This is a genomic window from Pseudomonas sp. GM74, assembly GCF_000282455.1.
In the GTDB taxonomy this organism is placed as follows: Bacteria; Pseudomonadota; Gammaproteobacteria; order Pseudomonadales; family Pseudomonadaceae; genus Aquipseudomonas.
Window position 1 is genome coordinate 34,455 of record NZ_AKJG01000158.1, and the last position, 21,867, is coordinate 56,321.

At 58.8% G+C, this 21,867-nt stretch carries 23 protein-coding genes and 1 pseudogene; 15 read left to right on the forward strand and 9 right to left on the reverse strand.

Annotated features, from left to right (window positions below; genetic code table 11):
- The first annotated feature begins 12 nt into the window (after window positions 1-12).
- From PMI34_RS02455 to PMI34_RS02435, 5 genes are all read left to right on the forward strand, one after another.
- Entirely contained in the window at window positions 13-1,485 is a 1,473-nt protein-coding gene (locus PMI34_RS02455) for a mannitol dehydrogenase family protein (RefSeq protein WP_008053685.1), read from the forward strand.
- 165 nt (window positions 1,486-1,650) lie between these two features.
- Window positions 1,651-3,156, forward strand: coding sequence for a xylulokinase (gene xylB, locus PMI34_RS02450; RefSeq protein ID WP_008053686.1), 1,506 nt, complete (start codon window positions 1,651-1,653; stop codon window positions 3,154-3,156).
- A 6-nt stretch (window positions 3,157-3,162) separates the two neighbouring features.
- Window positions 3,163-4,107 (forward strand): carbohydrate kinase family protein, encoded by a 945-nt coding sequence (locus tag PMI34_RS02445; protein WP_008053687.1) that lies wholly within the window; start codon window positions 3,163-3,165, stop codon window positions 4,105-4,107.
- Between the two features lie 290 nt (window positions 4,108-4,397).
- On the forward strand, window positions 4,398-4,664 hold the full coding sequence (locus PMI34_RS02440; RefSeq protein WP_008053688.1) for a DUF2790 domain-containing protein: 267 nt from the start codon (window positions 4,398-4,400) through the stop codon (window positions 4,662-4,664).
- 91 nt (window positions 4,665-4,755) lie between these two features.
- Window positions 4,756-5,151 carry a hypothetical protein gene (locus PMI34_RS02435; RefSeq protein WP_008053689.1) on the forward strand — a complete coding sequence of 132 codons (396 nt, stop codon included), beginning with the start codon at window positions 4,756-4,758 and terminating at the stop codon, window positions 5,149-5,151.
- On the opposite strand, the gene PMI34_RS0127570 is transcribed toward PMI34_RS02435, so the two are convergent.
- Window positions 5,148-5,414 (reverse strand): DUF1652 domain-containing protein, encoded by a 267-nt coding sequence (locus PMI34_RS0127570; protein WP_032829917.1) that lies wholly within the window; start codon window positions 5,412-5,414, stop codon window positions 5,148-5,150. The two genes, PMI34_RS02435 and PMI34_RS0127570, sit on opposite strands and share 4 nt — an antisense overlap.
- Before the next feature lie 277 nt (window positions 5,415-5,691).
- On the opposite strand from PMI34_RS0127570, the gene eco reads away from it, so the two are divergent.
- Window positions 5,692-6,174: a serine protease inhibitor ecotin gene (eco, locus tag PMI34_RS02430; protein ID WP_008053694.1), complete on the forward strand. Its 483-nt coding sequence runs from the start codon at window positions 5,692-5,694 to the stop codon at window positions 6,172-6,174.
- A gap of 51 nt (window positions 6,175-6,225) precedes the next feature.
- On the opposite strand, the gene ilvA is transcribed toward eco, so the two are convergent.
- Window positions 6,226-7,239 carry a threonine ammonia-lyase, biosynthetic gene (ilvA, locus tag PMI34_RS02425; RefSeq protein ID WP_008053695.1) on the reverse strand — a complete coding sequence of 338 codons (1,014 nt, stop codon included), beginning with the start codon at window positions 7,237-7,239 and terminating at the stop codon, window positions 6,226-6,228.
- 247 nt (window positions 7,240-7,486) lie between these two features.
- Here ilvA and PMI34_RS02420 point away from each other — a divergent pair, with 247 nt between their 5' ends.
- Window positions 7,487-7,822, forward strand: a complete 336-nt coding sequence (locus PMI34_RS02420) for a DUF2834 domain-containing protein (protein ID WP_008053697.1) — start codon at window positions 7,487-7,489, stop codon at window positions 7,820-7,822.
- A gap of 137 nt (window positions 7,823-7,959) precedes the next feature.
- On the opposite strand, the gene PMI34_RS02415 is transcribed toward PMI34_RS02420, so the two are convergent.
- The 3 genes from PMI34_RS02415 to lpxO all read right to left on the reverse strand — a co-directional run bounded on the left by PMI34_RS02415 (window position 7,960) and on the right by lpxO (window position 10,565).
- On the reverse strand, window positions 7,960-9,111 hold the full coding sequence (locus PMI34_RS02415; protein WP_008053698.1) for a PQQ-dependent sugar dehydrogenase: 1,152 nt from the start codon (window positions 9,109-9,111) through the stop codon (window positions 7,960-7,962).
- Window positions 9,112-9,178: 67 nt separating this feature from the next.
- On the reverse strand, window positions 9,179-9,526 hold the full coding sequence (locus tag PMI34_RS02410; protein WP_008053700.1) for a hypothetical protein: 348 nt from the start codon (window positions 9,524-9,526) through the stop codon (window positions 9,179-9,181).
- Between the two features lie 139 nt (window positions 9,527-9,665).
- A complete protein-coding gene (gene lpxO / locus PMI34_RS02405) occupies window positions 9,666-10,565 on the reverse strand; it encodes a lipid A hydroxylase LpxO (protein WP_008053701.1) in 900 nt (299 codons plus the stop codon).
- A gap of 446 nt (window positions 10,566-11,011) precedes the next feature.
- Here lpxO and PMI34_RS02400 point away from each other — a divergent pair, with 446 nt between their 5' ends.
- The 4 genes and pseudogenes from PMI34_RS02400 (at window position 11,012) to PMI34_RS02390 (ending at window position 15,668) form a co-directional block, all read left to right on the forward strand.
- Window positions 11,012-12,100, forward strand: a complete 1,089-nt coding sequence (locus tag PMI34_RS02400; RefSeq protein WP_008053702.1) for an acyltransferase family protein — start codon at window positions 11,012-11,014, stop codon at window positions 12,098-12,100.
- A gap of 280 nt (window positions 12,101-12,380) precedes the next feature.
- Window positions 12,381-12,589: pseudogene (locus PMI34_RS29455) on the forward strand (site-specific integrase); the annotation flags it as partial.
- 20 nt (window positions 12,590-12,609) lie between these two features.
- Complete coding sequence (locus PMI34_RS02395) at window positions 12,610-14,196, forward strand: ABC-F family ATPase (protein ID WP_008053703.1); 1,587 nt, start codon at window positions 12,610-12,612, stop codon at window positions 14,194-14,196.
- Between the two features lie 284 nt (window positions 14,197-14,480).
- Complete coding sequence (locus tag PMI34_RS02390; RefSeq protein ID WP_008053704.1) at window positions 14,481-15,668, forward strand: MFS transporter; 1,188 nt, start codon at window positions 14,481-14,483, stop codon at window positions 15,666-15,668.
- A gap of 39 nt (window positions 15,669-15,707) precedes the next feature.
- On the opposite strand, the gene PMI34_RS02385 is transcribed toward PMI34_RS02390, so the two are convergent.
- Both PMI34_RS02385 and PMI34_RS02380 read right to left on the reverse strand, forming a co-directional pair.
- Entirely contained in the window at window positions 15,708-16,745 is a 1,038-nt protein-coding gene (locus PMI34_RS02385) for an alpha/beta hydrolase family protein (RefSeq protein ID WP_008053705.1), read from the reverse strand.
- Between the two features lie 167 nt (window positions 16,746-16,912).
- Window positions 16,913-17,524 carry an FMN-dependent NADH-azoreductase gene (locus PMI34_RS02380; protein ID WP_008053706.1) on the reverse strand — a complete coding sequence of 204 codons (612 nt, stop codon included), beginning with the start codon at window positions 17,522-17,524 and terminating at the stop codon, window positions 16,913-16,915.
- A gap of 131 nt (window positions 17,525-17,655) precedes the next feature.
- Here PMI34_RS02380 and PMI34_RS02375 point away from each other — a divergent pair, with 131 nt between their 5' ends.
- A complete protein-coding gene (locus PMI34_RS02375; protein WP_008053711.1) occupies window positions 17,656-18,564 on the forward strand; it encodes a LysR substrate-binding domain-containing protein in 909 nt (302 codons plus the stop codon).
- Window positions 18,561-18,920 carry an MmcQ/YjbR family DNA-binding protein gene (locus PMI34_RS02370; protein ID WP_008053712.1) on the forward strand — a complete coding sequence of 120 codons (360 nt, stop codon included), beginning with the start codon at window positions 18,561-18,563 and terminating at the stop codon, window positions 18,918-18,920. Before PMI34_RS02375 ends, PMI34_RS02370 begins: the two co-directional genes overlap by 4 nt.
- Window positions 18,921-18,931: 11 nt before the next feature.
- Here PMI34_RS02370 and PMI34_RS02365 read toward each other — a convergent pair whose 3' ends face one another.
- Both PMI34_RS02365 and PMI34_RS02360 read right to left on the reverse strand, forming a co-directional pair.
- Window positions 18,932-19,360: a DUF1294 domain-containing protein gene (locus tag PMI34_RS02365; RefSeq protein ID WP_008053713.1), complete on the reverse strand. Its 429-nt coding sequence runs from the start codon at window positions 19,358-19,360 to the stop codon at window positions 18,932-18,934.
- Window positions 19,357-20,187 (reverse strand): undecaprenyl-diphosphate phosphatase, encoded by an 831-nt coding sequence (locus tag PMI34_RS02360; RefSeq protein ID WP_008053714.1) that lies wholly within the window; start codon window positions 20,185-20,187, stop codon window positions 19,357-19,359. The genes PMI34_RS02365 and PMI34_RS02360 overlap by 4 nt, the downstream gene beginning before the upstream one ends.
- Before the next feature lie 295 nt (window positions 20,188-20,482).
- Here PMI34_RS02360 and pnuC point away from each other — a divergent pair, with 295 nt between their 5' ends.
- Window positions 20,483-21,046 (forward strand): nicotinamide riboside transporter PnuC, encoded by a 564-nt coding sequence (pnuC, locus tag PMI34_RS02355; protein ID WP_008053715.1) that lies wholly within the window; start codon window positions 20,483-20,485, stop codon window positions 21,044-21,046.
- Window positions 21,043-21,567, forward strand: coding sequence for an AAA family ATPase (locus PMI34_RS02350; protein ID WP_008053716.1), 525 nt, complete (start codon window positions 21,043-21,045; stop codon window positions 21,565-21,567). Before pnuC ends, PMI34_RS02350 begins: the two co-directional genes overlap by 4 nt.
- Window positions 21,568-21,867: the final 300 nt, after the last annotated feature.

Genomic DNA, 21,867 nt, shown 5'->3' on the forward strand with positions numbered 1-21,867 from the left:
AGAGAGCCTGCGATGAAACTGAACAAACACAACCTCAGCCGCCTCGCCCCTGAAGTGGTCCTGCCCGCCTACGCCCTGGGCGAGACCCGCCAAGGCATCGCGCATATCGGCGTCGGCGGTTTCCACCGTGCCCATCAGGCGTACTACACCGACGCCTTGATGAATACTGGGGAAGGCCTGGACTGGGCCATCTGCGGTGTCGGCCTGCGCGCCGAAGACCACCGTGCCCGTGACGATCTAAAGGATCAGGACTACTTGTTCACCCTGTTCGAACTCGGCGATAGCGACGACACCGAAGTCCGGGTGATCGGCGCCATTCGCGACATGCTGCTGGCCGAGGACGGTGCCCAGGCATTGATCGACAAACTGGCCAGCCCCGAGATCCGCATCGTCTCGCTGACCATCACCGAAGGCGGTTACTGCATCGACGACAGCACCGGTGAGTTCATGGCGCACTCGCCGCAGATCCAGCATGACCTGGCGCACCCTGGCGCCCCGAAAACCGTGTTCGGATTCCTCTGTGCCGCTCTGGCCAGGCGCCGCGCCGCCGGCACAGCGGCCTTCACCCTGATGTCCTGCGATAACCTGCCCCACAACGGCGACGTCACCCGCAAGGCCCTGCTGGCCTTCGCCGCCTTGCACGACAGCCAATTGCGCGACTGGATCGACGCCAACGTCAGTTTCCCCAACGCCATGGTCGACCGCATCACGCCGATGACCAGCACACGGCACCGTCTGCAACTGGCGGAACAACATGGCGTGGACGATACCTGGCCGGTGGTCTGCGAACCCTTCGCGCAATGGGTGCTGGAAGATCGGTTCGTCAACGGTCGCCCGGCCTGGGAAAAGGTCGGCGTGCAATTCACCGACGACGTCACGCCCTACGAAGAAATGAAGATCAAGCTGCTCAACGGCAGTCATCTGGCGTTGACGTACCTGGGTTTCCTGAAGGGTTACCGCTTCGTCCACGAGACCATGAACGACCCGCTGTTCGTGCGCTACATGCGCGCCTACATGGACCTGGACGTGACGCCGCAACTGCCGGCGGTGCCGGGAATCGACCTGACCGAATACAAGAACACCCTGCTGGCGCGGTTTTCCAATCAGGCGATTGCCGATCAGCTTGAACGGGTGTGCTCGGACGGTTCGTCAAAGTTTCCGAAATTCACCGTACCGACCATCAACCGTTTGATCGCCGATGGCCGCGAAACCAAGCGCACGGCGTTGGTGGTGGCGGCGTGGGCGCTGTACCTCAAGGGTGTGGATGAGCAAGGCGAGACCTACTCGATTGCGGATCCGCGGGCGGCGTTCTGCCAGGCACTGGTGGCCGACGACGTGCTGATTACCCAGCGCTTGCTGGCGGTCGAGGAGATTTTCGGTACGGCCATTGCGCGCTCGCCGGAGTTTGTCGCGGCGTTCGAGTGGTGTTGCAACAGTTTGCGCGAGGTGGGGGTGTCCCGGACTCTGGAACGAGTGTTGGCGTAAACGTGGCGGCGAGTCTCAGTCCGTCTTCGCGAGCAAGCCCGCTCCCACACTGAAACGCTGTCGAACACAAATACTGTGTTCACTACAAATCTACTGTGGGAGCGGGCTTGCTCGCGAAGGCGGCCTGACAGGCGACATTTATGTTGAATGATCCAAGGATCCACTATGCCAAACCAACAACTCTTCCTCGGCATCGACTGCGGCACCCAGGGCACCAAGGCCATCATCCTTGACGCAGTGAGTGGTGAAGTGCTCGGCCAGGGAGCGGCCAGCCACAGCCTGATCAGCGGCGCCAATGGCCGTCGCGAGCAGGACACTAACCAGTGGCTGGAAGCCTTCGCCACCGCCACCCGCCGCGCCTTGCTCGCGGCCAAAGTCGATGGCCAGTCGATTCTCGGCATTGGCGTCTCCGGCCAGCAACACGGCCTGGTGCTGCTCGACGATCAGGGCAAGGTGCTGCGTGCAGCCAAACTCTGGTGCGACACCGAAACCACCCCGGAAAATGATCGACTGCTGGCCCACCTGGGCGGCGAAAAGGGTTCGCTGGAGCGCCTCGGCGTGGTCATCGCGCCGGGCTACACCGTCTCCAAGCTGTTATGGACCAAAGAACAGCATCCCGAGGTGTTCTCCCGGATCGCCCGCATCTTGCTGCCCCACGATTACCTCAACCATTGGCTGACCGGCCGCAGTTGCAGCGAATACGGCGATGCCTCCGGCACCGGGTATTTCAACGTGCGTACGCGCCAGTGGGATTTGCAATTGCTGCGTGACATCGACCCCAGCGGACGCCTGCAAGCCGCGCTGCCCGAGTTGATCGATGCACACCAGCCGGTTGGCACGATTCTGCCGGGCATCGCCGAACACCTGGGCATCAACCCGAAGGCCCTGGTCTCCAGCGGTGGCGGCGACAATATGATGGGCGCCATCGGCACCGGCAACATCCAGCCTGGTGCAATCACCATGAGCCTCGGTTCGTCGGGCACGGTGTACGCCTACGCCGATCAGCCGCACGTCGCCGCAGATGCCGCGGTTGCCAACTTCTGTTCTTCCAGTGGCGGCTGGCTGCCATTGATCTGCACCATGAACCTGACCAATGCCACCGGCCTGATTCGCGACCTGCTGGAGCTCGATATCGATCAGTTCAACGACCTCGTTACCCAAGCGCCGATCGGTTCCGAAGGCGTTTGCATGCTGCCGTTCTTCAACGGCGAACGGGTGCCTGCCCTGCCCTATGCCAGCGCCAGCCTGTGGGGCTTGACCATGACCAACCTGACCCGGGCCAACCTGTGCCGCGCGGTGGTCGAAGGCACGACATTCGGTTTACGTTACGGACTGGACCTGCTGCGCCACAATGGCTTACAAAGCCGCAGCATTCGGCTGATCGGCGGCGGGTCAAAAAGTGCGGTCTGGCGGCAGATCGTCGCCGACACCATGGATACACCGGTGATCTGTACCGAACAAAGCGAGGCCGCGGCCTTAGGGGCGGGGATTCAGGCAGCCTGGTGCGTATCCCGGGTTAACGGGCGCGAAGACAGCCTGGCGCAATTGTGCGAGCGCTGCGTAAAACTCGACCCGGCCAGTGAAACCCTGCCGGTCGCCGACAATGTACACGTCTGCCAACAGGCGTATGAACGCTATCGACAGCAAGTCGCAACCCTAATTAAAGAGTGATCAACTATGTACCTGGTGTGTGGCGAAGCGCTGTTCGATTTTTTCAGTGAAAACGACGCAAGCGGTCTGGCTTCCAAAGTGAATTTCAAAGCCATTGCCGGTGGTTCGCCGTTCAACGTGGCGGTGGGCTTGCGCCGGTTGGGCGTGGATGCGGCGCTGTTGGCCGGGTTGTCCACCGACTATCTGGGCCGGCGCCTGCTGCAAGTGTTGCAAGATGAAGGCGTGTGCCAGGACTACCTGCTGGATTTCACCGCACCGACCACCCTGGCAATGGTCGCCGTAGGGGCCAATGGCTCGCCGCAGTACAGCTTCCGTGGCGAAGGCTGCGCGGATCGACAATTGCAACCGGAACACCTGCCGGCACTCGGGCCTGAAGTGCGCGGCCTGCATATCGGCTCGTTTTCCCTGGTGGTGCAGCCGATTGCCGACACGCTATTGGCATTGGTGCGCCGGGAAAGCGGCAGGCGCCTGATCAGCCTCGATCCGAACGTGCGCCTGAACCCGGAGCCGGACATCGACCTGTGGCGTAACCGGATCGCGACGCTGGTGGAGCTGGCCGACCTGATCAAGGTCAGCGACGAGGACCTGCATCTGTTGTACCCCGGCCAGGACCCGGCGCAGGTGATCGAAGGCTGGTTGCAGCACCGCTGTCAGCTGGTATTCCTGACCCGGGGTGGCGAAGGCGCGAGTGTGTTCAGCCGGGTTCACGGTTCGTGGTCGACTCCCGCCTGTGAGGTAAAAATCGCCGACACCGTAGGCGCGGGCGATACCTTCCAGGCGGCGCTGATTACCTGGTTGACCGAACAGCAGCTGGATTCAGTGGAGGGCGTGAAGCAACTTGGCCGCGAGCAGATCGACCACATGCTGAAGTTCGCGGTGCGGGCGGCGGCACTGACGTGCAGCAAGACCGGGCCGGATCTGCCTTATCGCAAGCAACTGGATTTGCGCTGAGTTCGAAGGCCTCATCGCGGGCAAGTTCGCTCCCACAGGGTTGCGGGTCGTTCACAGCATTTGTGTCCACCCTTGTTCGCGATGACTTTCCATCAGACGCCCGATGGTCTTAACTGATACACAGGATCGCGCATCCGCGACAGGCGGTGTCCAGCCGGGTTAACCCTCGCTTAACCGTGCGATCCAACACTTCACTGGACCGCACGCCCTCAGACTGTTCTGACGCCCAGTGCGGCAAGTTCGACAAGCGACACATCGAACTGACATTCCGTCCGCACCGGAGATCGTTGATGAACACTCGCACCCTGCTGATTACCACCGCCCTCGCCTGCACCGCGTTTGTCGGCCTGGCTCAGGCCAATGACACCACTGACTCTCAAGCCACGCCCTATCACTACGGCATGCCATTGCATGTCAGCAAAGTGATTTCACTTTCCGAGCCGGACACCCTGGAGTGCAAAGTGGTGACGGCCGAGATGAAGTACATCGATGACTCGGGAAAACCCGCAGAAATTTCCTACCGTAAACTTTCCGACGCTTGCGAGAACCAGAGCTGACTGAAAAGTCTGATTTGGCACTTGGCGGTATTCCTTTGAGGGTTGCGGCGCTATGCTCTAGCGCCTCCCTCTCTGCCCGCAAGGATTGGCCATGCAGTTGTCGTTTCGCACGTTGTCGATGTTTACCGCCGCCATCTGTCTGGTGCTGAGCCTGGTCTGGGGCCTGACACCGCAATGGTTATTGTCGTTCTGGGACATCGAATTTTCATTCGCGGTGGGATTGGTCGCGCGACGCACCGCCGTGCTGTTTGGGGCGTTGAGCGTGTTCTCTTTTCTGGTTCGCAACGCGCCCCCTTGCGCAACCCGCAATGCCCTGAGCCTCGGCTTCGTCGTCGGCAGCTGGGGATTGGCCGTGCTGGGTTTTGCCGAATGGCTCAGTGGCCATGTCGGGCCGGGGATTTTGCTGGCGGTCGGGTTTGAACTGGCGCTGGGCCTGGCGTTCTTCCAGACCCGGCGCATGTCCCTGGAACCCGAAACAGCAGGCTAGAGTGCTTTGCCCAACATGGAGTGCGGCTCGACCTCGACGTGATGTTGTCTGGAACGCAGTTGGGCAATCAATTCGTTTATTTCCCGGCAACCATTGAGTCCGGAGGCATCGATGCCAGTGACCATTAGATCGAGCTGATCGGTTTGCCCGTCTGCATAGACCTTGACGGTCATCGACAGATCCGGTGACAGGGTGCACTGGCAGCGCTTGGGCAGAAAACTGCTTTCGATGATATTGCGAATTTCCAAGGCAGAAAGAAACATGGCGACTCCCTCCTTTATGAAACTGCCGACGATCAATGCTTGCTCATTTGAAATCCCGGCAAGCTTCAGGGACAGATACAGCATAAAACATACCCTGAGTTTCGCGGTGCAACTCATCGGCAATTCAAGAATTTAGTCGAATCACCTGTAAAGCCTGCCATGCAGTTTGCAATAAGCGCCCCTGGCGACCCTGCAATTAGCAACCCGGGATCCCGGGTTTGCATTCACTGCACACGACAGTGAAAATGCCGCCCTTCACTTCAAGCAAGGAGGCATCATGAATTCTTTGACCATTAGCGCTTGCACAGCGCTGGTTGCACTGGGGCTTGCCGGCGTAGCGCACGCCGCCAAACTGGAAGACACCGCACCCTATCCGAAGGCAGAAAGCGGGTTTACCCGCCAGGTCATCCACCTTGCGCCACAGACCCGGGAAAACGACTTCCAGGTCGAGATTCTGGCCGGTAAGACGATGACCGTCGACTGCAATAACCCGCGTCTGGGCGGCATTCTCGAAGAGAAGAACCTCGAGGGTTGGGGTTATCCGTTCTATCGCCTGGAAAAAGTCATCGGGCCGATGAGCACGCTGATGGCTTGCCCGGCCGGCACGAGCAAACAGGGTTTTGTACCGGTGGTCGGTGACGGCTTCCTGCTGCGTTACAACAGCAAACTGCCGCTGGTGCTGTACGTGCCCAAGGACATCGAAGTGCGCTACCGGATCTGGTCGGCGTCGACCAAGGTCGAGAAAGCCGTTCAGGAATAACCCGGCCATTCGGCGGACCCTCGCGACGTCCGCTGTAGACCGGTCCAGGCGTCATGCCGGGGCGCCACTCAACGCGGCGCGCTCGGCCACATGCCCCAGGCTGTCGAAATTGATATTGGCACCCGAGTCGATCGCCACCAGTGTCTGCCCCAAGGCACCGGTCTGCGCGACGTATTTCTTGATCCCGGCCACCGCCAGCGCACCGGAAGGTTCGGTGATCGAGCGGGTATCGTCGTAGATATTCTTGATTGCCGCGCAAAGCTCATCGTTGCTGACCGTCATGACCTCATCGACGCAAAACCGGCAGACCTCAAAACCGTAAGCGCCGACCTGCGCCACCGCCACCCCATCGGCGAAGGTGCCAACACTCGGCAACATGACCCGTTCGCCGGCATGCATCGCCGCTTGCAGACACGCGCAATGCTCCGACTCCACGCCAATGATGCGAACTTCCGGCCGCAGGTATTTGACGTAGGCGGCGATGCCCGCGATCAGCCCGCCGCCCCCTACCGGTACGAAGATCGCATCCAGCGGCCCCTGATGCTGGCGCAGGATTTCCATGGCCACCGTGCCTTGCCCCGCGATCACCTCCGGGTCGTCGAAGGGCGAAACGAAGGTGCGACCGGTTTTTCCGGCCAGATCCAGTGCATAGGCCAGGGCGAACGGAAAGCTTTCGCCGTGCAACACCGCATCGGCACCGCGACTGCGCACCCCGATGACCTTCAGTTGGGGCGTCGTGCAGGGCATGACGATGGTGGCGTTGATCCCCAGTTCCCGCGCCGCCAGTGCCACACCCTGCGCATGATTGCCGGCAGACGCCGTGACCACGCCGCGAGCCTTTTGCGCCTCGCTCAGTTGCACCAGCTTGTTGTAGGCGCCGCGGATCTTGAAGGAAAAGGTTGGTTGCAGGTCTTCGCGCTTGAGCAGGATCTGGTTGCCCAAGGCTTCGGACAAGGCTGGCGCCGGTTGCAATGGCGTGCGCACGGCCAGTTCATAGACCGGCGCGGCAAGGATTTTTTTGACGTAGTGTTCAAGCAGGCTTTGCTGGTCGGTCGTAAAGCTCATGGTCGTCTCCTGACAGTGTTCGGGGTCCGGGAGACAGAAAGTAAAAACCCGCCTCCAGGGCGGGTTGGGTGCTGCAGTCGTGAGCTAGCCCGCCAAATGAGGAATGGCGGTAATAATGCTTGGCTGGCAGCGCAATACAGTGGAAGTCATGACTGGAAATTAGCCGGGCGTTGATGGCAAGTCAATGGCAAGTTTGCGGTGGTCGCTATAGGCTACCGGTTCTATTCATTGCCCAAGGAAGGAAAACATGAAAGCCATTGCCCTGCCCCTTATCGCCTTGATCGCTTTTGCCGGCTACACGGTTTCAGTGATGCTCCAGGCCGAACAATCATTGATCGACTTCGGCATCAGCCTGATGTCACGCCCCGATACTGCACAAGTGGTGATCGACCTTTACCTGCTGGCAACGCTTGCGGGGCTCTGGATGTACCAGGATGCGCGAAAGCGCGGGCAGCCGGTGCTTTCGTTGGTGCCTTATCTGCTGATCACCGCAGTGTTTGTTTCGATTGGGCCATTGTTGTATCTGGTGGTACGCGGGTTTCAGGATCGCAGGAGATCAGTAGCCGCGACTGGGCAGATCTGACCCGCCCCCAGTGATGGGCTTGAAATTGCAATCGCGAGCAGGCTCGCTCCTACACTGGATATGCAAGACTGGAAAAACAGATTCCCTGAAATCTGCGGCCACTCACTATCGCGGCCGCAGAACTCGCCAATGGCAGGTTATTTCAAACCCACCTTGTACAACTCGCCGCTCTCCTCATCGGTCAAAACATACAAATAGCCGTCCGGCCCCTGCCGCACATCGCGGATGCGTTTTTTCAGATCCCCGAGCAAGCGCTCTTCGTGTATCACCTTGTCGCCATCGAACTCCAGGCGGATCAGTTCCTGGCTGATCAACGCACCGATAAACACATTGCGCTGCCAGACTTTGAAACGATCGGCATCGTAGAACGCCATGCCACTCAGGCCCGGGGATTTTTCCCAGACGTGGTTCGGGGCGACGGTGCCTTCGACGGTCTCACCCTTGGCTTCGGGTATCGGTTGACCGGAGTAGTTGATGCCATGGGTGGCCAGCGGCCAGCCGTAATTCTTGCCGCGCTCGATGATGTTGACTTCATCGCCGCCCAGAGGGCCGTGTTCGTTTTCCCACAGCGTGCCGTTCCACGGGTTGAGCGCCGCGCCTTGAGGGTTACGCTGCCCGTAGGACCAGATCTCCGGGCGCACGTTGGCCTGGCCGACAAAGGGGTTGTCCTTGGGCACCGTGCCGTCCGGGTAGATTCGCACCACCTTGCCTTGCAGCTTGTCGAGGTCCTGGGCGGTCGGACGGTCATTGTTTTCCCCCAGGGTCACGAACAGATAGCCGTCGCGATCGAACACCAGCCGCGAGCCAAAATGGTTGCCGACCGAGAGCTTGGGTTCCTGACGCAGGATCACCTGGAAATCCTTGAGCGCCGTCATATCGTCGGAGAGCCGGCCGCGGCCCACCGCAGTGCCGGCCTTGTCTCCTTTACCGTCACCTTCGGCATAGGACAGATAGACCATCCGGTCCTGTCTGAAATCCGGCGACAGCGCCACGTCGAGCAATCCACCCTGCCCTTTGGCCCAGACCCTGGGTACGCCATTGAGCGGTGCCGACAGTTTGCCGTCGGCGGTCACCAGCCGCAGATTGCCGGGCCGTTCGGTCACCAACATGTTTTTGCTGTCCGGCAAGAATGCCAGGGCCCAGGGGTACTCCAGCCCCGTCACGATGGGAGTGACCTCAAGGGTGCCGTCTTCGCTTTTCATCGTCCGGGACTGCGCGGCAAGCACAGGGACAGTGGCGCTGATCAATACGCTGGCACAGAGCGTTGCCAAAAGGTTTTTACGCAACATGCAGGATTCCTTTTCCGATGAAAATGAGGCTTGCTGAAAAGTAGCGGCCAGAGGTCATGCCTGCCACTCAACGGTTGCTGCTACCGGTGTCTCTAGAGGGGGGATTGGGAATGAATTTCGGTGGGCCGGCGGGCGCTGTCCGGTCGGGGTAGCGATTACCGATGCCTCCGTTGTCCAGCGTCGGCGGGCGCGGGACCGGCACGGTATTGGGGCCGCGTATGGCCGGGGCGCTGGGTTGAGTGCCTTGCATGCTGTTGGGGTTGGCCCGGCGAATCGGACTGTTGTAAGGGTTGCTGTTGGTGCTGCCAGGCAGGTTCTGGGCCAATTGCAACGCAACAGAGACATCAGCCTGGACCAAAGGGCCCAGCACGCCGCTCAAGGCCAGCGCAATGGCGCCAAACACGTATCGGTTCATGGGGTGCCTCTCTGCGTCCGCGTGGATAAGGACTTCGATACCACGCTACGCCCGAGGTTCGGATTTGTTAACCAAAAACTCCCCGGCAAGATGTAACAGGCTGAATGTTCCGGCCTCATCGCCGGAGCGAACACTCCTCTCAAATCAGGATGAAGACCGCCAGCACCCCGGCAAAGATCGACCACTTCTGGAGGTAGTAAAGCTTGCGGTTGCGCTTTTTCAGTTCCTTGGCGCGCAGGCGAACCTTGTAGACCTTGCTGAACAGTCGGTTGAGCCCGCCGGTCCGGTCTCCGTCCTCGTTCGGTGCACCTGCCGCCGACATGACAGTGCGGCTGAACCAGCGATTGAATGCCGCTGCCCACCGGTACTTCATCGGCCGCTCGACGTCGCAGAACAAGATAATGCGATTGTGCGGCGTGGTGTTCTCTGCGTAATGAATGTAAGTCTCATCGAATATCACCGCTTCGCCATCACGCCAATGGTAGTTCTGGCCATCGACATTGATGTAGCAACCTTCAGCGTTGGGTGTGTCCAGTCCGAGGTGATAACGGTACGAACCGGCATACGGGTCGCGGTGGCGCACCAGTCTGGAGCCCGGTGGCAACTCGGCGAACATCGCCGCCTTGATTGAGCCAATGCCCTGCACCAGTTCGGTGGTGCGCGGGCAGAGCTTCATGGCCGAAGGGTGGCTATCGCCGTACCACTTCAGATAAAAGCGCTTCCAGCCAGTCTTGAAGAACGAGTTGAAACCGACGTCGTCGTACTGGTTCGAACGCTTGATCTCGCCGGCGTGAAGCAAGTTCTGGCCTTCGGCACGAATTTCTTCCCAATGCGCCTGCAGCGGGCTCAGGTCGGGAAAGTCAGCCGGCTCGAGATACGGTTTGTTGGGGATTTTCGAAAACAGATAAAGAAAGCAGTTGATCGGCGCCAGAAACGTCGAGTGATCACTCAACTGGCGCCCCAGCTTGTGGCGAACTCGGCCACGCAGGTGGACATACGCGATAGAGACAACGTAGATAACGGCAATGATCAGTTTCACGGAAATCGTCACACATCAGAAGTGAACAAATTGCTCGACCCTGCAGGTCAACGGTCCAGGGCCTTGTGCAGCGTCTGAAAACGATACAGCGGTCCGGCGTCCGTCCTTGAGCCCTGCCGAATGTCGGCAAAGGTGAAAGATGGCATTTTAGCCACCATTTGTAACCAATTGTTAGCTATCATCTGTGAAAATTTGTGCCTGTCGCGGCTAACCCGTCGCAGTGGCCTCACTGCCTGATTGTAAAGGATCGAGATGAACTGGAAAATCCTGGCTTTCGCTCCGCGAGCAAAGCGTCAACTCCCCAGGATTCATTTAGAGTTAACGGAAAATTCGATGAAAACATCCAACTCGAACTCCATCCGCCAGGCAAAAAATTAGCAATATCATACAAAATGCATACAATCTCGAATAAAAATCGACCAACAGCGTGAGCAGGACAAAAAAAAATGAAGCTCTCTACCTTGCTGAGCAGGGATAATAATAATCTCGATATTTTCCGTGTTATAGCCGCGTGTATGGTTATTTATGGTCATGCCTATGCTCTCGTCCCCCACAGTAGTGCAGAAACAGACTTCATTGCCCGACTTCTTAAATTCGATTACTCAGGATCACTCGCGGTAAATATTTTTTTCTTTCTTAGTGGACTGGTCGTCACTAACAGTCTCCTTTCAAAGCGGTCTCCCATAGACTTTATTATAGCCAGAGCGTTCCGCATCTGGCCGGCCCTGATATTCACAGTAGTGGTTACCGCGACGATAATAGGGCCAATAGCTACCACCCTGCCAATCGATCAATATTTTCAAGACCCTGCCACGCTTAAATATGTAACCAACAACATTACGATGTCCATTACTCATACACTTCCAGGAGTGTTTGAATCAAATCACTTCAAGTCTGCGGTCAATGGTTCGCTATGGACAATACCCTATGAAATAGCGGCTTATACGGCGCTTCTCGCGTTCTTCATGCTGGGAGTGTCCAAAAGCAAATGGATTGCAACTTCAATATTCTTGATTATTGCCGCCACTCCTTTTCTGCCAGAGTACCTTAAACTTTCATTCCTGCCTTCTTCCAAATTGGCTGTCATGCTAGCTCCGTGCTTTGCTGCTGGTGCAATCCTTTCCCTGCTTAAAGACCATATACATATAAACCTTCACATCGTTTCGGGATTGTGGATCCTCTATTTTCTGATAAACAACTCCTCAGTTGTCCCCTACCTGTTTTATTCCGCACTATTTATTTCAATACTTTACCTTTCAAGCCTCGCCTTCACGATCAAACTAAAAATGAAATCTGATATATCCTACGGGATCTATCTTTGGGGTTTCCCCGTCCAACAGATTCTTGCAGCCTCTTTTCCAGAGCAAGGCCTTATATTCAATCAGATAAGTGCAATGATCATCTGCTGCATACTGGGTTACGCTTCGTGGATGCTGATTGAAAAAAACTGCTCGAAATACGGCTCAACGCTTGCGAAAAAACTCCATCGACTATCCCTCCCAAGGACAGCAACTTGTACCACGCAGGAGCTTTAAAAAAGCTCCGGTCAGGTCCGCCAATCACCCACCGGTAAATCAGGGCGAAACCGATCATCGGTAAAGTCCCGTTCCGTATCATTTGCGGCTGTCCAGCACAATGAAATGGCCAGGCTTCGCATTTTCCAGCGAACCTGGCCCATCCGGGATGGCCGCGCTGCGAAGGCATCCCAATGGCCTGATGAGGCGCCAGGTTGACATCGGGCGTTCGTTGCAGCGTGTGTAGCCGAAGGAGCGCACCAATACCGGCGCCACTTCTGAACGGGCTGAGATGCCTTGTCGCCCGCCGTACAACTGCCGTCATACTTATGCGACAATATGCTCAAAGTCCAACCTGAACCCCGCATTCATCGCTCAGCAGCTTGGCCATAGCGTCCAAATGTTGCTGACGGTCTATGCGCGTTGGCTCAACTCAAGCTCAGACTGGGGGAGCTGGAAACGCTCCAGATTGGTATCGAATCGGTATCAGGCAAAAAACACCAGCTCTAAACCATTGATAGGTAAGGTAATTGATCTCCACAGCTAACATCACGATGCAGTTCGGCGCCAAGCCGCTCTTCGAAAACGTTTCGGTCAAATTCAACGGCGGCAACCGTTATGGCTTGATCGGTGCCAACGGTTGCGGCAAGTCGACCTTCATGAAGATTCTGGGCGATGACCTTGAGCCTTCCGGTGGCCAGGTCATGCTCGAGCCGAACGTGCGCCTGGGTAAATTGCGCCAGGACCAGTTCGCCTACGAAGAATTCACCGTGATCGACACCGTGATCATGGGTCACGAAGAGCTGTGGAAGGTCAAGGCCGAACGCGACCGCATCTACTCGCTGCCGGAAATGAGCGAAGAAGACGGCATGGCCGTGGCCGAGCTGGAAACCGAGTTCGCTGAAATGGACGGCTACACCGCCGAATCCCGCGCCGGCGAACTGCTGCTGGGCCTGGGTATTCCCCTGGAACAGCATTTCGGCCCGATGTCCGAAGTAGCTCCAGGCTGGAAACTGCGGGTATTGCTGGCCCAGGCACTGTTCTCCGATCCGGAAGTACTGCTGCTCGACGAACCGACCAACCACCTGGATATCAACACCATTCGCTGGCTGGAAACGATTCTCAAGGCGCGTAACAGCACCATGATCATCATTTCCCACGACCGTCACTTCCTGAACAGCGTCTGCACCCACATGGCTGACCTGGACTACGGTGAGTTGCGCTTGTTCCCGGGCAACTATGACGAGTACATGACCGCGGCCACCCAGTCCCGCGAGCAGTTGCTGTCGGACAACGCCAAGAAGAAAGCCCAGATCTCCGAACTGCAGACGTTCGTCAGCCGCTTCTCGGCCAACGCCTCGAAAGCCAAGCAGGCTACCTCCCGCGCCAAGCAGATCGACAAGATCCAGCTGGCCGAAGTCAAGCCATCGAGCCGCGTGAGCCCGTTCATCCGTTTCGAACAGACCAAGAAGCTGCACCGCCAAGCCGTGACCATCGAGCAGATGTCCAAGGGCTTCGACGGCAAGACCCTGTTCAAGAACTTCAGCTTCACCGTCGAAGCCGGCGAGCGCCTGGCGATCATCGGCCCGAACGGTATCGGCAAGACCACCCTGCTGCGCACCCTGATGGGCGAGCTGACCCCGGACGCCGGTTCCGTGAAATGGACCGAAAGCGCGGAGCTGGGCTACTACGCCCAGGACCACGCCCATGACTTCGAAGACGACGTCAGCCTGTTCGACTGGATGGGCCAGTGGACTCAGGGCGAGCAGATCATCCGTGGCACCCTGGGCCGCATGCTGTTCTCCAACGACGAGATCCTCAAGTCGGTCAAGGTCATCTCCGGTGGTGAGCAAGGTCGCATGCTGTTCGGCAAGCTGATCCTGCAAAAGCCGAACGTACTGGTGATGGACGAACCGACCAACCACCTGGACATGGAATCGATCGAAGCGCTGAACCTGGCGCTGGAAAACTACCCGGGCACGCTGATCTTCGTCAGCCACGACCGTGAGTTCGTTTCGTCCCTGGCCACCCGCATCATCGAGTTGAGCCCTAACGGCGTGACCGACTTCAGCGGTACCTACGACGACTACCTGCGTAGCCAGGGTGTGGTGTTCTAAGGGCAGCTACAAGCCTTTAGCCACTAACTTCAAGTTAAGAGCCCTGTCCTTTGTGACGGGGCTTTTTGCATTCCGGGCCAAGGTTTCTTGTTGGTGCATAAATCATCGCGAGCAAGCTCGCTCCCACAGGGGGAATGCATTCCAAAATGTGGGAGCGAGCTTGCTCGCGATGAGGCCGTGAGAAACAGCGATAATGTCACGGCAAAAGTAGTTAGCCTGCTTCCTTTTATCACTGTCCCGCGCCATGATGCAGGTCTCCCACCGCAGCCCGCGAACGAGCCCTCATGTCTGCGCAGCAAGTGCCACCGCAAAGCTCAATGGCGATCACCCTGCAGATCGTTTCCATCGTCTTCTATACCTTTATTGCCTTCCTCTGCATCGGACTGCCGATTGCGGTGTTGCCGGGTTATGTCCACGAACAACTCGGGTTCAGCGCCATCGTCGCCGGGCTGACCATCGGCTCGCAATACCTCGCCACCTTGCTCAGTCGGCCCATGGCCGGGCGGATGTCGGACAGCGTCGGCACCAAGCGCGCAATCATCTATGGCTTGTCCGGGATTGTGCTCAGTGGCGTGCTGACCTTGCTGTCGACCCTGTTGCAGGGCTTTCCCTTGCTCAGTCTGCTGATCCTGATCGCCGGGCGCCTGTTGCTGGGGATCGCCCAAGGGTTGATCGGCGTCGGCACCATCAGTTGGTGCATGGGCCAGGTCGGTGCCGAGCATACCGCGCGGTCGATTTCCTGGAACGGCATCGCGTCCTATGGGGCGATTGCCATTGGTGCACCGCTGGGCGTGGTGATGGTGAAACAACTCGGCTTCGCCAGTCTGGGCATCGCCCTGTCGCTGCTGGCCCTGGCCGCGCTGTTGCTGATTCGTAACAAGCCCTCGGTACCCGTGGTACGCGGTGAGCGCCTGCCGTTTTGGTCAGTGTTCGGACGCATTGCGCCGTTTGGTGCGAGCCTGAGCCTGGCGTCCATTGGCTACGGCACCCTGACGACCTTTATCACCCTGTATTACGTCAATCGCGGCTGGACCGGCGCGGCCTACTGCCTGACCGTGTTTGGCGTGTGTTTCATTCTGTCGAGGCTGCTGTTCATTTCCGCCATCAGCCGTTTTGGCGGCTTCACCTCGGCCATCGCGTGCATGTGCATTGAGACAGTTGGCCTGGTGCTGCTGTGGCTGGCACCTTCAACCGGGTATGCGCTCATTGGCGCCGGCCTGACCGGATTCGGCCTGTCCCTGGTGTATCCGGCGCTGGGTGTCGAGGCCATCAAGCAGGTACCCAACTCCAGCCGGGGCGCGGGCCTGAGTGCTTATGCAGTGTTTTTCGACCTGGCGCTGGCCATCGCCGGCCCGTTGATGGGCGCCGTGGCGTTGAACCTGGGTTATGTGTGGATTTTCTTCAGTGCGGCGTTGTTGTCGGTGACGGGCCTGGGGCTGACCCTGCTGCTCAAGCGCCGGGCAATGGCTTAATGTGGGAGCAAGCCCGCTCCCACAGAGGGTCGAGCAAACTTACTGATCAGCCGTCTGCATCCCCGCCCGGGTCGCCCTGCCCAGGGTGCGCGAGAAGAATCTTCCGGCTTCAGAGATCAGATTGCGGTGAATGCCCTGCCGATCGACGCCATCGGCATCGGTGCACAGCGCGGGCATGACCACGATCTGCTCGTCATTGCACGGCGCCATGAAGACGAAGTGCCCTGCCCCGGCCAATAACTTGAAGTCAGGCGCCGTCGGCAGTTTGCGCGCCAGCGCCGCGGCGTTCTTGTCGACAGCCACCAGTTTGTCGCCATCGCCGCTGTAAAGCAGCACCGGCACATGCACATCGGCCAGGGTATGGCGGCCGAACTTCAGGCTCAACGGCGCCATCAGCATCAAGGCGTGGACACGAGAATCGGCCACCGGTTGCAGGTCGTCGCGGTCGACAATCAATTCGCCATGGGTGTTGCAGGCATCGCGGTCATCCGGGCGCTCCTGGCAGTAGCGGCGCAGGCGATCCAGGTCCGGGGTCGCACCGGACAGAATCAATGCAGTCTCGCCACCGGCCGAGTAACCGATGACCCCTACCTGGTCGGCATTGACGAACGGCGACAGCATGGGGTCGCCCAAGGTCGCGGTAATGGCTTCGGAAATCTGGATCGGACGGCCGTACAGGTTACTCAAAGTACCGAGTCGGCTGTGGTCTCTGGAGTTGTCACCGGGGTGAATCACCGCCACCACCACAAAGCCTTTGCGCGCCAGGGACGTGGCAAGGTCGTGCAGGGCCAACGGGGTGCCGGTGTTTCCGTGGGACAGCATCAGCATCGGGAACCGGCCGATGGCGACCTTGGTGTCCTCCCCGGCTTCGACCGTGTAACCCTCGAGCTTGCTGGTGTGCTCCCGATCACTGGAAGGATAGAAGGCGATGGCGCGCATCGGCTGCAGGTCCAGCGGGTCGAGGAAAGTCATCTCATGGAAACCGACGCTCCAGTGAGGATGCGGTGCAGGCGCGGCGTGCACTGTATTCAGGCTGCTGAGCAGGCAAATCAGTAAAGCTGCACAAAGACGCATCATGGATGCCCCACTTTGTTACCGGACTTGAGACGTACACCCTGGATAGCATAAGTCGGGCCACAATCTGAAACGACCAGAAACAAAAAACTCCGTACCTGGTACTTGCGTAACCAGAATACAGAGTTTTTTTGGCTTTACCTGAACGGTTGCCTACTTTTACGCAAGCCTTACGCAGCGGCGAACAACTGCTCGCTGATCTGCGCGTGAGCAGCGCTCATGGCTTTGTTGCGCACGTCGTCACCGTAAGCCAGGCCCTCGGCGCGGACGATTTCGATGTCGGTGATGCCGATGAAGCCGAACAACACTTTCAAATACTCTTCGTGGGCAACACCGGTTGCCTGACCGGCGTGCATGCCGCCGGAGGTCGAAACGATCACGACTTTCTTGCCACCGCACAGGCCTTCAGGGCCGGCTTCGGTGTAACGGAAGGTCTGGCCGGCAACCGCGATGCGGTCGATCCAGGCTTTGAGTTGAGTCGGGATGGTGAAGTTGTACATCGGTGCGGCAATCACCACGGCATCGGCAGCCAGGAATTCGGCCAGGGTCGAGGCGCTCAGTTCGGCTTCGTGCTGTTGTGCGGCGTTGCGCAGTTCAGCGGTGGTGCCTGCGGCGACCAGGGTGGTGGCGGAGAAGTGGCTGATGGCGTCGGCGGCCAGGTCACGGTAGGTCACCACGGCGGTTGGCTCGGCGGCTTGCCAGGCCTTGACGACTTCACCGCTCAGCTGACGGGAAGCCGAGTTGTCGCCCAAAATGCTCGAATCGATATGCAGCAGTTTCATGTGGGATCTCCAAGTGAGGATCGCCCACAAGGGCGATCTGATGGGACTAATCCTACAGACGAAACCAATAGCTGATTAGATGGTAACAATGCGATAGTTCGTCCCACAGATAGAACAATCGGATTCACATCATGCAAGACCTCAATGACCTGTATTACTTCGCAAAAGTCGTGGAAGCCGGTGGGTTCGCCGCGGCCGGGCGTTTGCTGGGCATTCCCAAATCCCGATTGTCACGGCGCATCGCCGAGCTGGAAGAGCGCCTTGGCGCAAGGCTGCTGCAACGCACCACCCGACAATTGAAGCTGACTGCCGTCGGTGAGCGTTACCTCCGGCACTGCCAGGCCATGCTGCTGGAGGCGGAAATGGCCGACGAGGCCGTGGCCAGCATGTCCAGCGAGCCCCGCGGGCGCTTGCGGGTGTCCTGCCCCGTAGGGCTGGCCCATGAAATATTGCCGGGGGTGATCAGCGACTTTCTGGAACGCTTTCCGCAAGTCCAGCTGGAGGTGATGTTGCTCAACCGGCGGGTCGATCTGGTGAACGAAGGCATCGACGTGGCCCTGCGCGTACGGGAACTGGGCGACGAAGATCCGCTGCTGGTCACTCGCCGCCTGCGTCAGGCGCAGATGCTGATGGTCGCCAGTCCCGGCTTCCTCATTGGCCGTGAAATCAACCATCCCGAGGATCTGAAAAGCCTGCCGGTGCTCGGCGCCCTGGAAGCCGACCGAATGGTGCACATCCGCCTGCTGAATCAAAAAGGCAAAAGTTTTGAACTGGCGCTCGAGGCCCGGCTGGGCATCGATGACTTTATCGTGCGCAAGGCCAGCACCCTCTCCAGCCTGGGCTTTACGATGCTGCCCATGATGTATTGCGAACAGGAACTGGAAAACGGCTCGTTGGTGCAGTTGTTGCCCGACTGGTCGCTGCCCGGTGGCTGGCTGCAAGCGGTCTATCCTCATCGCCGCGGGGTCATGCCGGCGGTACGCGCCTGGATTGACCATCTGGTCGAGTCATTCAATGCCTGTGGGGAACGATTGTTATGAAAGCCGGACGGATGAGCGAAGAGGATGTCGCGAAATTCTGCCTTACCCTGCCCGGAGCGCGGGAAGACTATAAATGGGGAGGCGTACGGGTATTTTCGATTGCCGGGAACAAGATGTTCGCCTTGCAGGGCCTGCGGGGTAACTCCCTGGCCTTCAAGGTCGACAAGGATCTGTTTCTGGGTCATTGCGACCGCCCGGGAATTCATCCGGCGCCTTATCTGGCGCGCGCTCAGTGGATCATCATGGAAACGCCCTACCCGCTCGGTAGCGAAGAACTACAGGGATTGCTGCAGCGTTCCCACCAGTTGGTGGTGAGCAAACTGCCTAAGCGCACTCAAGTCGCCCTGTTGCTTTAGGGCGTTTTTTATTAGATCAAGGCGAACAGGTGTGCACCGAGGAACAGGTGATCGATCCAGAACACCTGGTGCATTAGCACGATGATCCAGAACACCAACTGGTACGAGACCTTGCGAGTCTTGTGCCGAAACGCTTGCTGGGCCAGCAAGGCGCCGGGCCAGCCTCCGGCGAGTTCCAGCGCATGCAGGACATTCTCCGGCGTCCGCCATTGCTCGGCGCGGGCCTTGCGCTTGTCGCTCCAGTACAGGAAAAACGTCACGACGCTGACGATGCCGTAGGCCGCCAAGGGAATCAACGACACCCCGTGCAGCCATGACGACACCGAACCCGACAGCGGCAATGTGCACAGGATTGCGAACACCAGCCACTTCAGCCGCGGATGGCGGATCTGTCCCCCGGGCTGGCGCCCGGGGTTATTGCGCGAGCTTGAGTCACTCACGGCTTGACCGCGCTCCAGTCGACCCAGCCGAACTGCCAGGTCGCCAGGATGATCAGGCCGAACACGATGCGATACCAGGCAAACGCCGCATAGCTGTGGTTGGCGATGAACTTGAGCAGCCCGCGGACCGCGATCATCGCGAAGACGAACGCCGTAACGAAGCCGACCGCGAACACCGGGAAATCAGAGGGGACAAACAGGTGACGGTATTTATAGCCCGAGTACACAGCCGCGCCGACCATGGTCGGCATCGCCAGGAAAAATGAAAACTCGGTAGCGGTCTTGCGCGACAGGCCGAACAGCAACCCGCCAATGATCGTCGAGCCCGAACGGGAAGTGCCCGGAATCATGGCCAGGCATTGGGCGAAGCCGACTTTCAGGGCATCTTTCCAGGTGATGTCATCCACCGTTTCGGCGTGGACTTCGTGCTGACGGCGCTCGGCCCACAACATGATGAACCCGCCCACGACCAGCGCCGATGCCACGGTGATCGGATTGAACAGGTATTCGTGGATCAGGTCGGCGAAGATCACACCCAACACCACGGCCGGCAAGAACGCGATCAACAGGTTCGCGGTAAACCGCCGAGCGCCCGGCTGGGTCGGCAGGCCGATGACCACGTCGAAAATCTTGCGTCGAAATTCCCATACCACCGCCAGGATGGCACCCAACTGGATAATGATGTTGAACGCCATCGCCCGCTCGCCCCCGAAACCGAGCAGGTCGGCCACGATGATCTGGTGGCCGGTACTGGAAATGGGCAGGAATTCTGTCAGCCCTTCTACAACCCCAAGAATCAATGCCTGAAAGGCAGTCCAAAAATCCATCAATCCCCCAAAAGGCTATGCGCGCCGGCATGCCCCGTCAGTATTTTTCAAAGCTTGAAATGCGATCAGCGTAGCTGATTCCCCGCGCATCAAGGATCACCACAGAACCGTCAAAATCCTGTGAAAAAAACAATCCTGATCCGGGCTTATCCGTGCGGGGCCGAAATCCTATCAGACAAGTCCGATTGGCGCTGCCGCGTTATCACGCGCTATTGAAGCACACCCTGCGCCACGGGATTCCCGACGCCAATCCGGTTACAATCGGCCCCCTTTTCGATTTTCCCAAGGAGCCTCCATGTCCGGGCTTGAACTGTTTGCCGCCGCCCTCGGTGTCATTGCCGTCTGGCTGACAGTCAAACAGAACCCCTGGTGCTGGCCCATCGGCCTGGTCATGGTACTGCTCTATAGCTGGATCTTTTTTGAGGTGAAACTTTACTCGGACATGTTGCTGCAAGTCGTCTATGCCGCCCTGCAGCTTTACGGCTGGTGGCAATGGACACGGGTGGGTGAAACAACCCATGGCCGCGAAGTCAGTCGGCTCGATACCCCCTCCATAGCGTTGAGCCTGGCCATTGGCGCACTCGGCAGCCTGTTGCTGGGGGCGGCCATGGCCCACTGGACCGACGCCGCGCAACCCTGGCTCGATGCGGCACTGACCGGGTTCAGCCTGGTGGCGCAGGTCTGGATGGCGCAAAAACGTCTCCAGTGCTGGCCGCTGTGGATCGCCCTGGATGTGATTTTCGTCGGGCTGTTCATCTATAAAGGCCTGTACCTGACCGCCACCCTGTACGGATTGTTCACCGTGATCGCCGTACAGGGCTGGCGCGAATGGCGCGCCGACCCGGCGTTGCGCGCATGAAAGTCCTGGTACTCACAGGCCCGGAATCCAGCGGTAAAAGCTGGCTGGCGGCCGAGTTGCAACAGCGTTTCGGCGGGGTTCTGGTCGACGAGTATGTGCGCTGGTTCATCGAGCAGAATCCGCGGGACACCACCTTGGCCGACATTCCGGACATCGCCCGTGGTCAATTGGCATGGGAGGACGAAGCACGGGTGCAACAACCGTCTTTGCTCATCCTCGACACGCACCTGCTGAGCAATATTCTCTGGAGCCAAACCCTGTTTGGCGACTGCCCCTCCTGGATCGAACAAGCGCTACTGGCCCGGCATTACGACTTGCACTTGCTGCTGTCGCCGGAACACGTCGAATGGACGGATGACGGCCAGCGTTGCCAGCCCCGATTGAGTGAGCGCCAGGCATTTTTCGACCAGACCCTGGCCTGGCTCGAGCGCCACGCACAACCGGTTCAAGTACTGCACGGAGATTGGGCCGAGCGCCGAATCCAGGCACTGCACGCCGTGACCCGATTGCTCGGCGCCTGACGGGCGTTTGGGGCAATTTCCCCACCATCCCCCCCCTGTCCCGGGGGAAAGTGTCCGCTCCTGAAACACCCTCCCAGCCTCAAACGACCTGTTTCAGCGCCCTGCACCGCTTGATCATCGGATGTGTTAAGTCATTGATACAGCATCGCTGAAAACCTTGTTCCAGAGCGCTTTATCTGCATTTGCGTGCTGCCTGCGCAGTTTTTTGTCTCAGCGTTGAAACATCCTCGACAAAGGGTATCCGGCCAACATCAATAAACCGTTGAATCAACACGACATTCAAAAAACGGCACAGCTTTC

Coding starts and splice junctions, on each gene's coding strand:
- PMI34_RS02360 (WP_008053714.1), bottom strand. CDS start 20,187: ATGGATTTTTGGACTGCCTTTCAGGCATTGATTCTTGGGGTTGTAGAA.
- xylB (WP_008053686.1), top strand. CDS start 1,651: ATGCCAAACCAACAACTCTTCCTCGGCATCGACTGCGGCACCCAGGGC.
- PMI34_RS02350 (WP_008053716.1), top strand. CDS start 21,043: ATGAAAGTCCTGGTACTCACAGGCCCGGAATCCAGCGGTAAAAGCTGG.
- PMI34_RS02385 (WP_008053705.1), bottom strand. CDS start 16,745: ATGATGCGTCTTTGTGCAGCTTTACTGATTTGCCTGCTCAGCAGCCTG.
- PMI34_RS02370 (WP_008053712.1), top strand. CDS start 18,561: ATGAAAGCCGGACGGATGAGCGAAGAGGATGTCGCGAAATTCTGCCTT.
- ilvA (WP_008053695.1), bottom strand. CDS start 7,239: ATGAGCTTTACGACCGACCAGCAAAGCCTGCTTGAACACTACGTCAAA.
- PMI34_RS02375 (WP_008053711.1), top strand. CDS start 17,656: ATGCAAGACCTCAATGACCTGTATTACTTCGCAAAAGTCGTGGAAGCC.
- PMI34_RS02445 (WP_008053687.1), top strand. CDS start 3,163: ATGTACCTGGTGTGTGGCGAAGCGCTGTTCGATTTTTTCAGTGAAAAC.
- PMI34_RS02455 (WP_008053685.1), top strand. CDS start 13: ATGAAACTGAACAAACACAACCTCAGCCGCCTCGCCCCTGAAGTGGTC.
- PMI34_RS02400 (WP_008053702.1), top strand. CDS start 11,012: ATGAAGCTCTCTACCTTGCTGAGCAGGGATAATAATAATCTCGATATT.
- PMI34_RS02440 (WP_008053688.1), top strand. CDS start 4,398: ATGAACACTCGCACCCTGCTGATTACCACCGCCCTCGCCTGCACCGCG.
- PMI34_RS02435 (WP_008053689.1), top strand. CDS start 4,756: ATGCAGTTGTCGTTTCGCACGTTGTCGATGTTTACCGCCGCCATCTGT.
- eco (WP_008053694.1), top strand. CDS start 5,692: ATGAATTCTTTGACCATTAGCGCTTGCACAGCGCTGGTTGCACTGGGG.
- PMI34_RS02390 (WP_008053704.1), top strand. CDS start 14,481: ATGTCTGCGCAGCAAGTGCCACCGCAAAGCTCAATGGCGATCACCCTG.
- PMI34_RS0127570 (WP_032829917.1), bottom strand. CDS start 5,414: ATGTTTCTTTCTGCCTTGGAAATTCGCAATATCATCGAAAGCAGTTTT.
- PMI34_RS02420 (WP_008053697.1), top strand. CDS start 7,487: ATGAAAGCCATTGCCCTGCCCCTTATCGCCTTGATCGCTTTTGCCGGC.
- PMI34_RS02380 (WP_008053706.1), bottom strand. CDS start 17,524: ATGAAACTGCTGCATATCGATTCGAGCATTTTGGGCGACAACTCGGCT.
- PMI34_RS02410 (WP_008053700.1), bottom strand. CDS start 9,526: ATGAACCGATACGTGTTTGGCGCCATTGCGCTGGCCTTGAGCGGCGTG.
- pnuC (WP_008053715.1), top strand. CDS start 20,483: ATGTCCGGGCTTGAACTGTTTGCCGCCGCCCTCGGTGTCATTGCCGTC.
- PMI34_RS02415 (WP_008053698.1), bottom strand. CDS start 9,111: ATGTTGCGTAAAAACCTTTTGGCAACGCTCTGTGCCAGCGTATTGATC.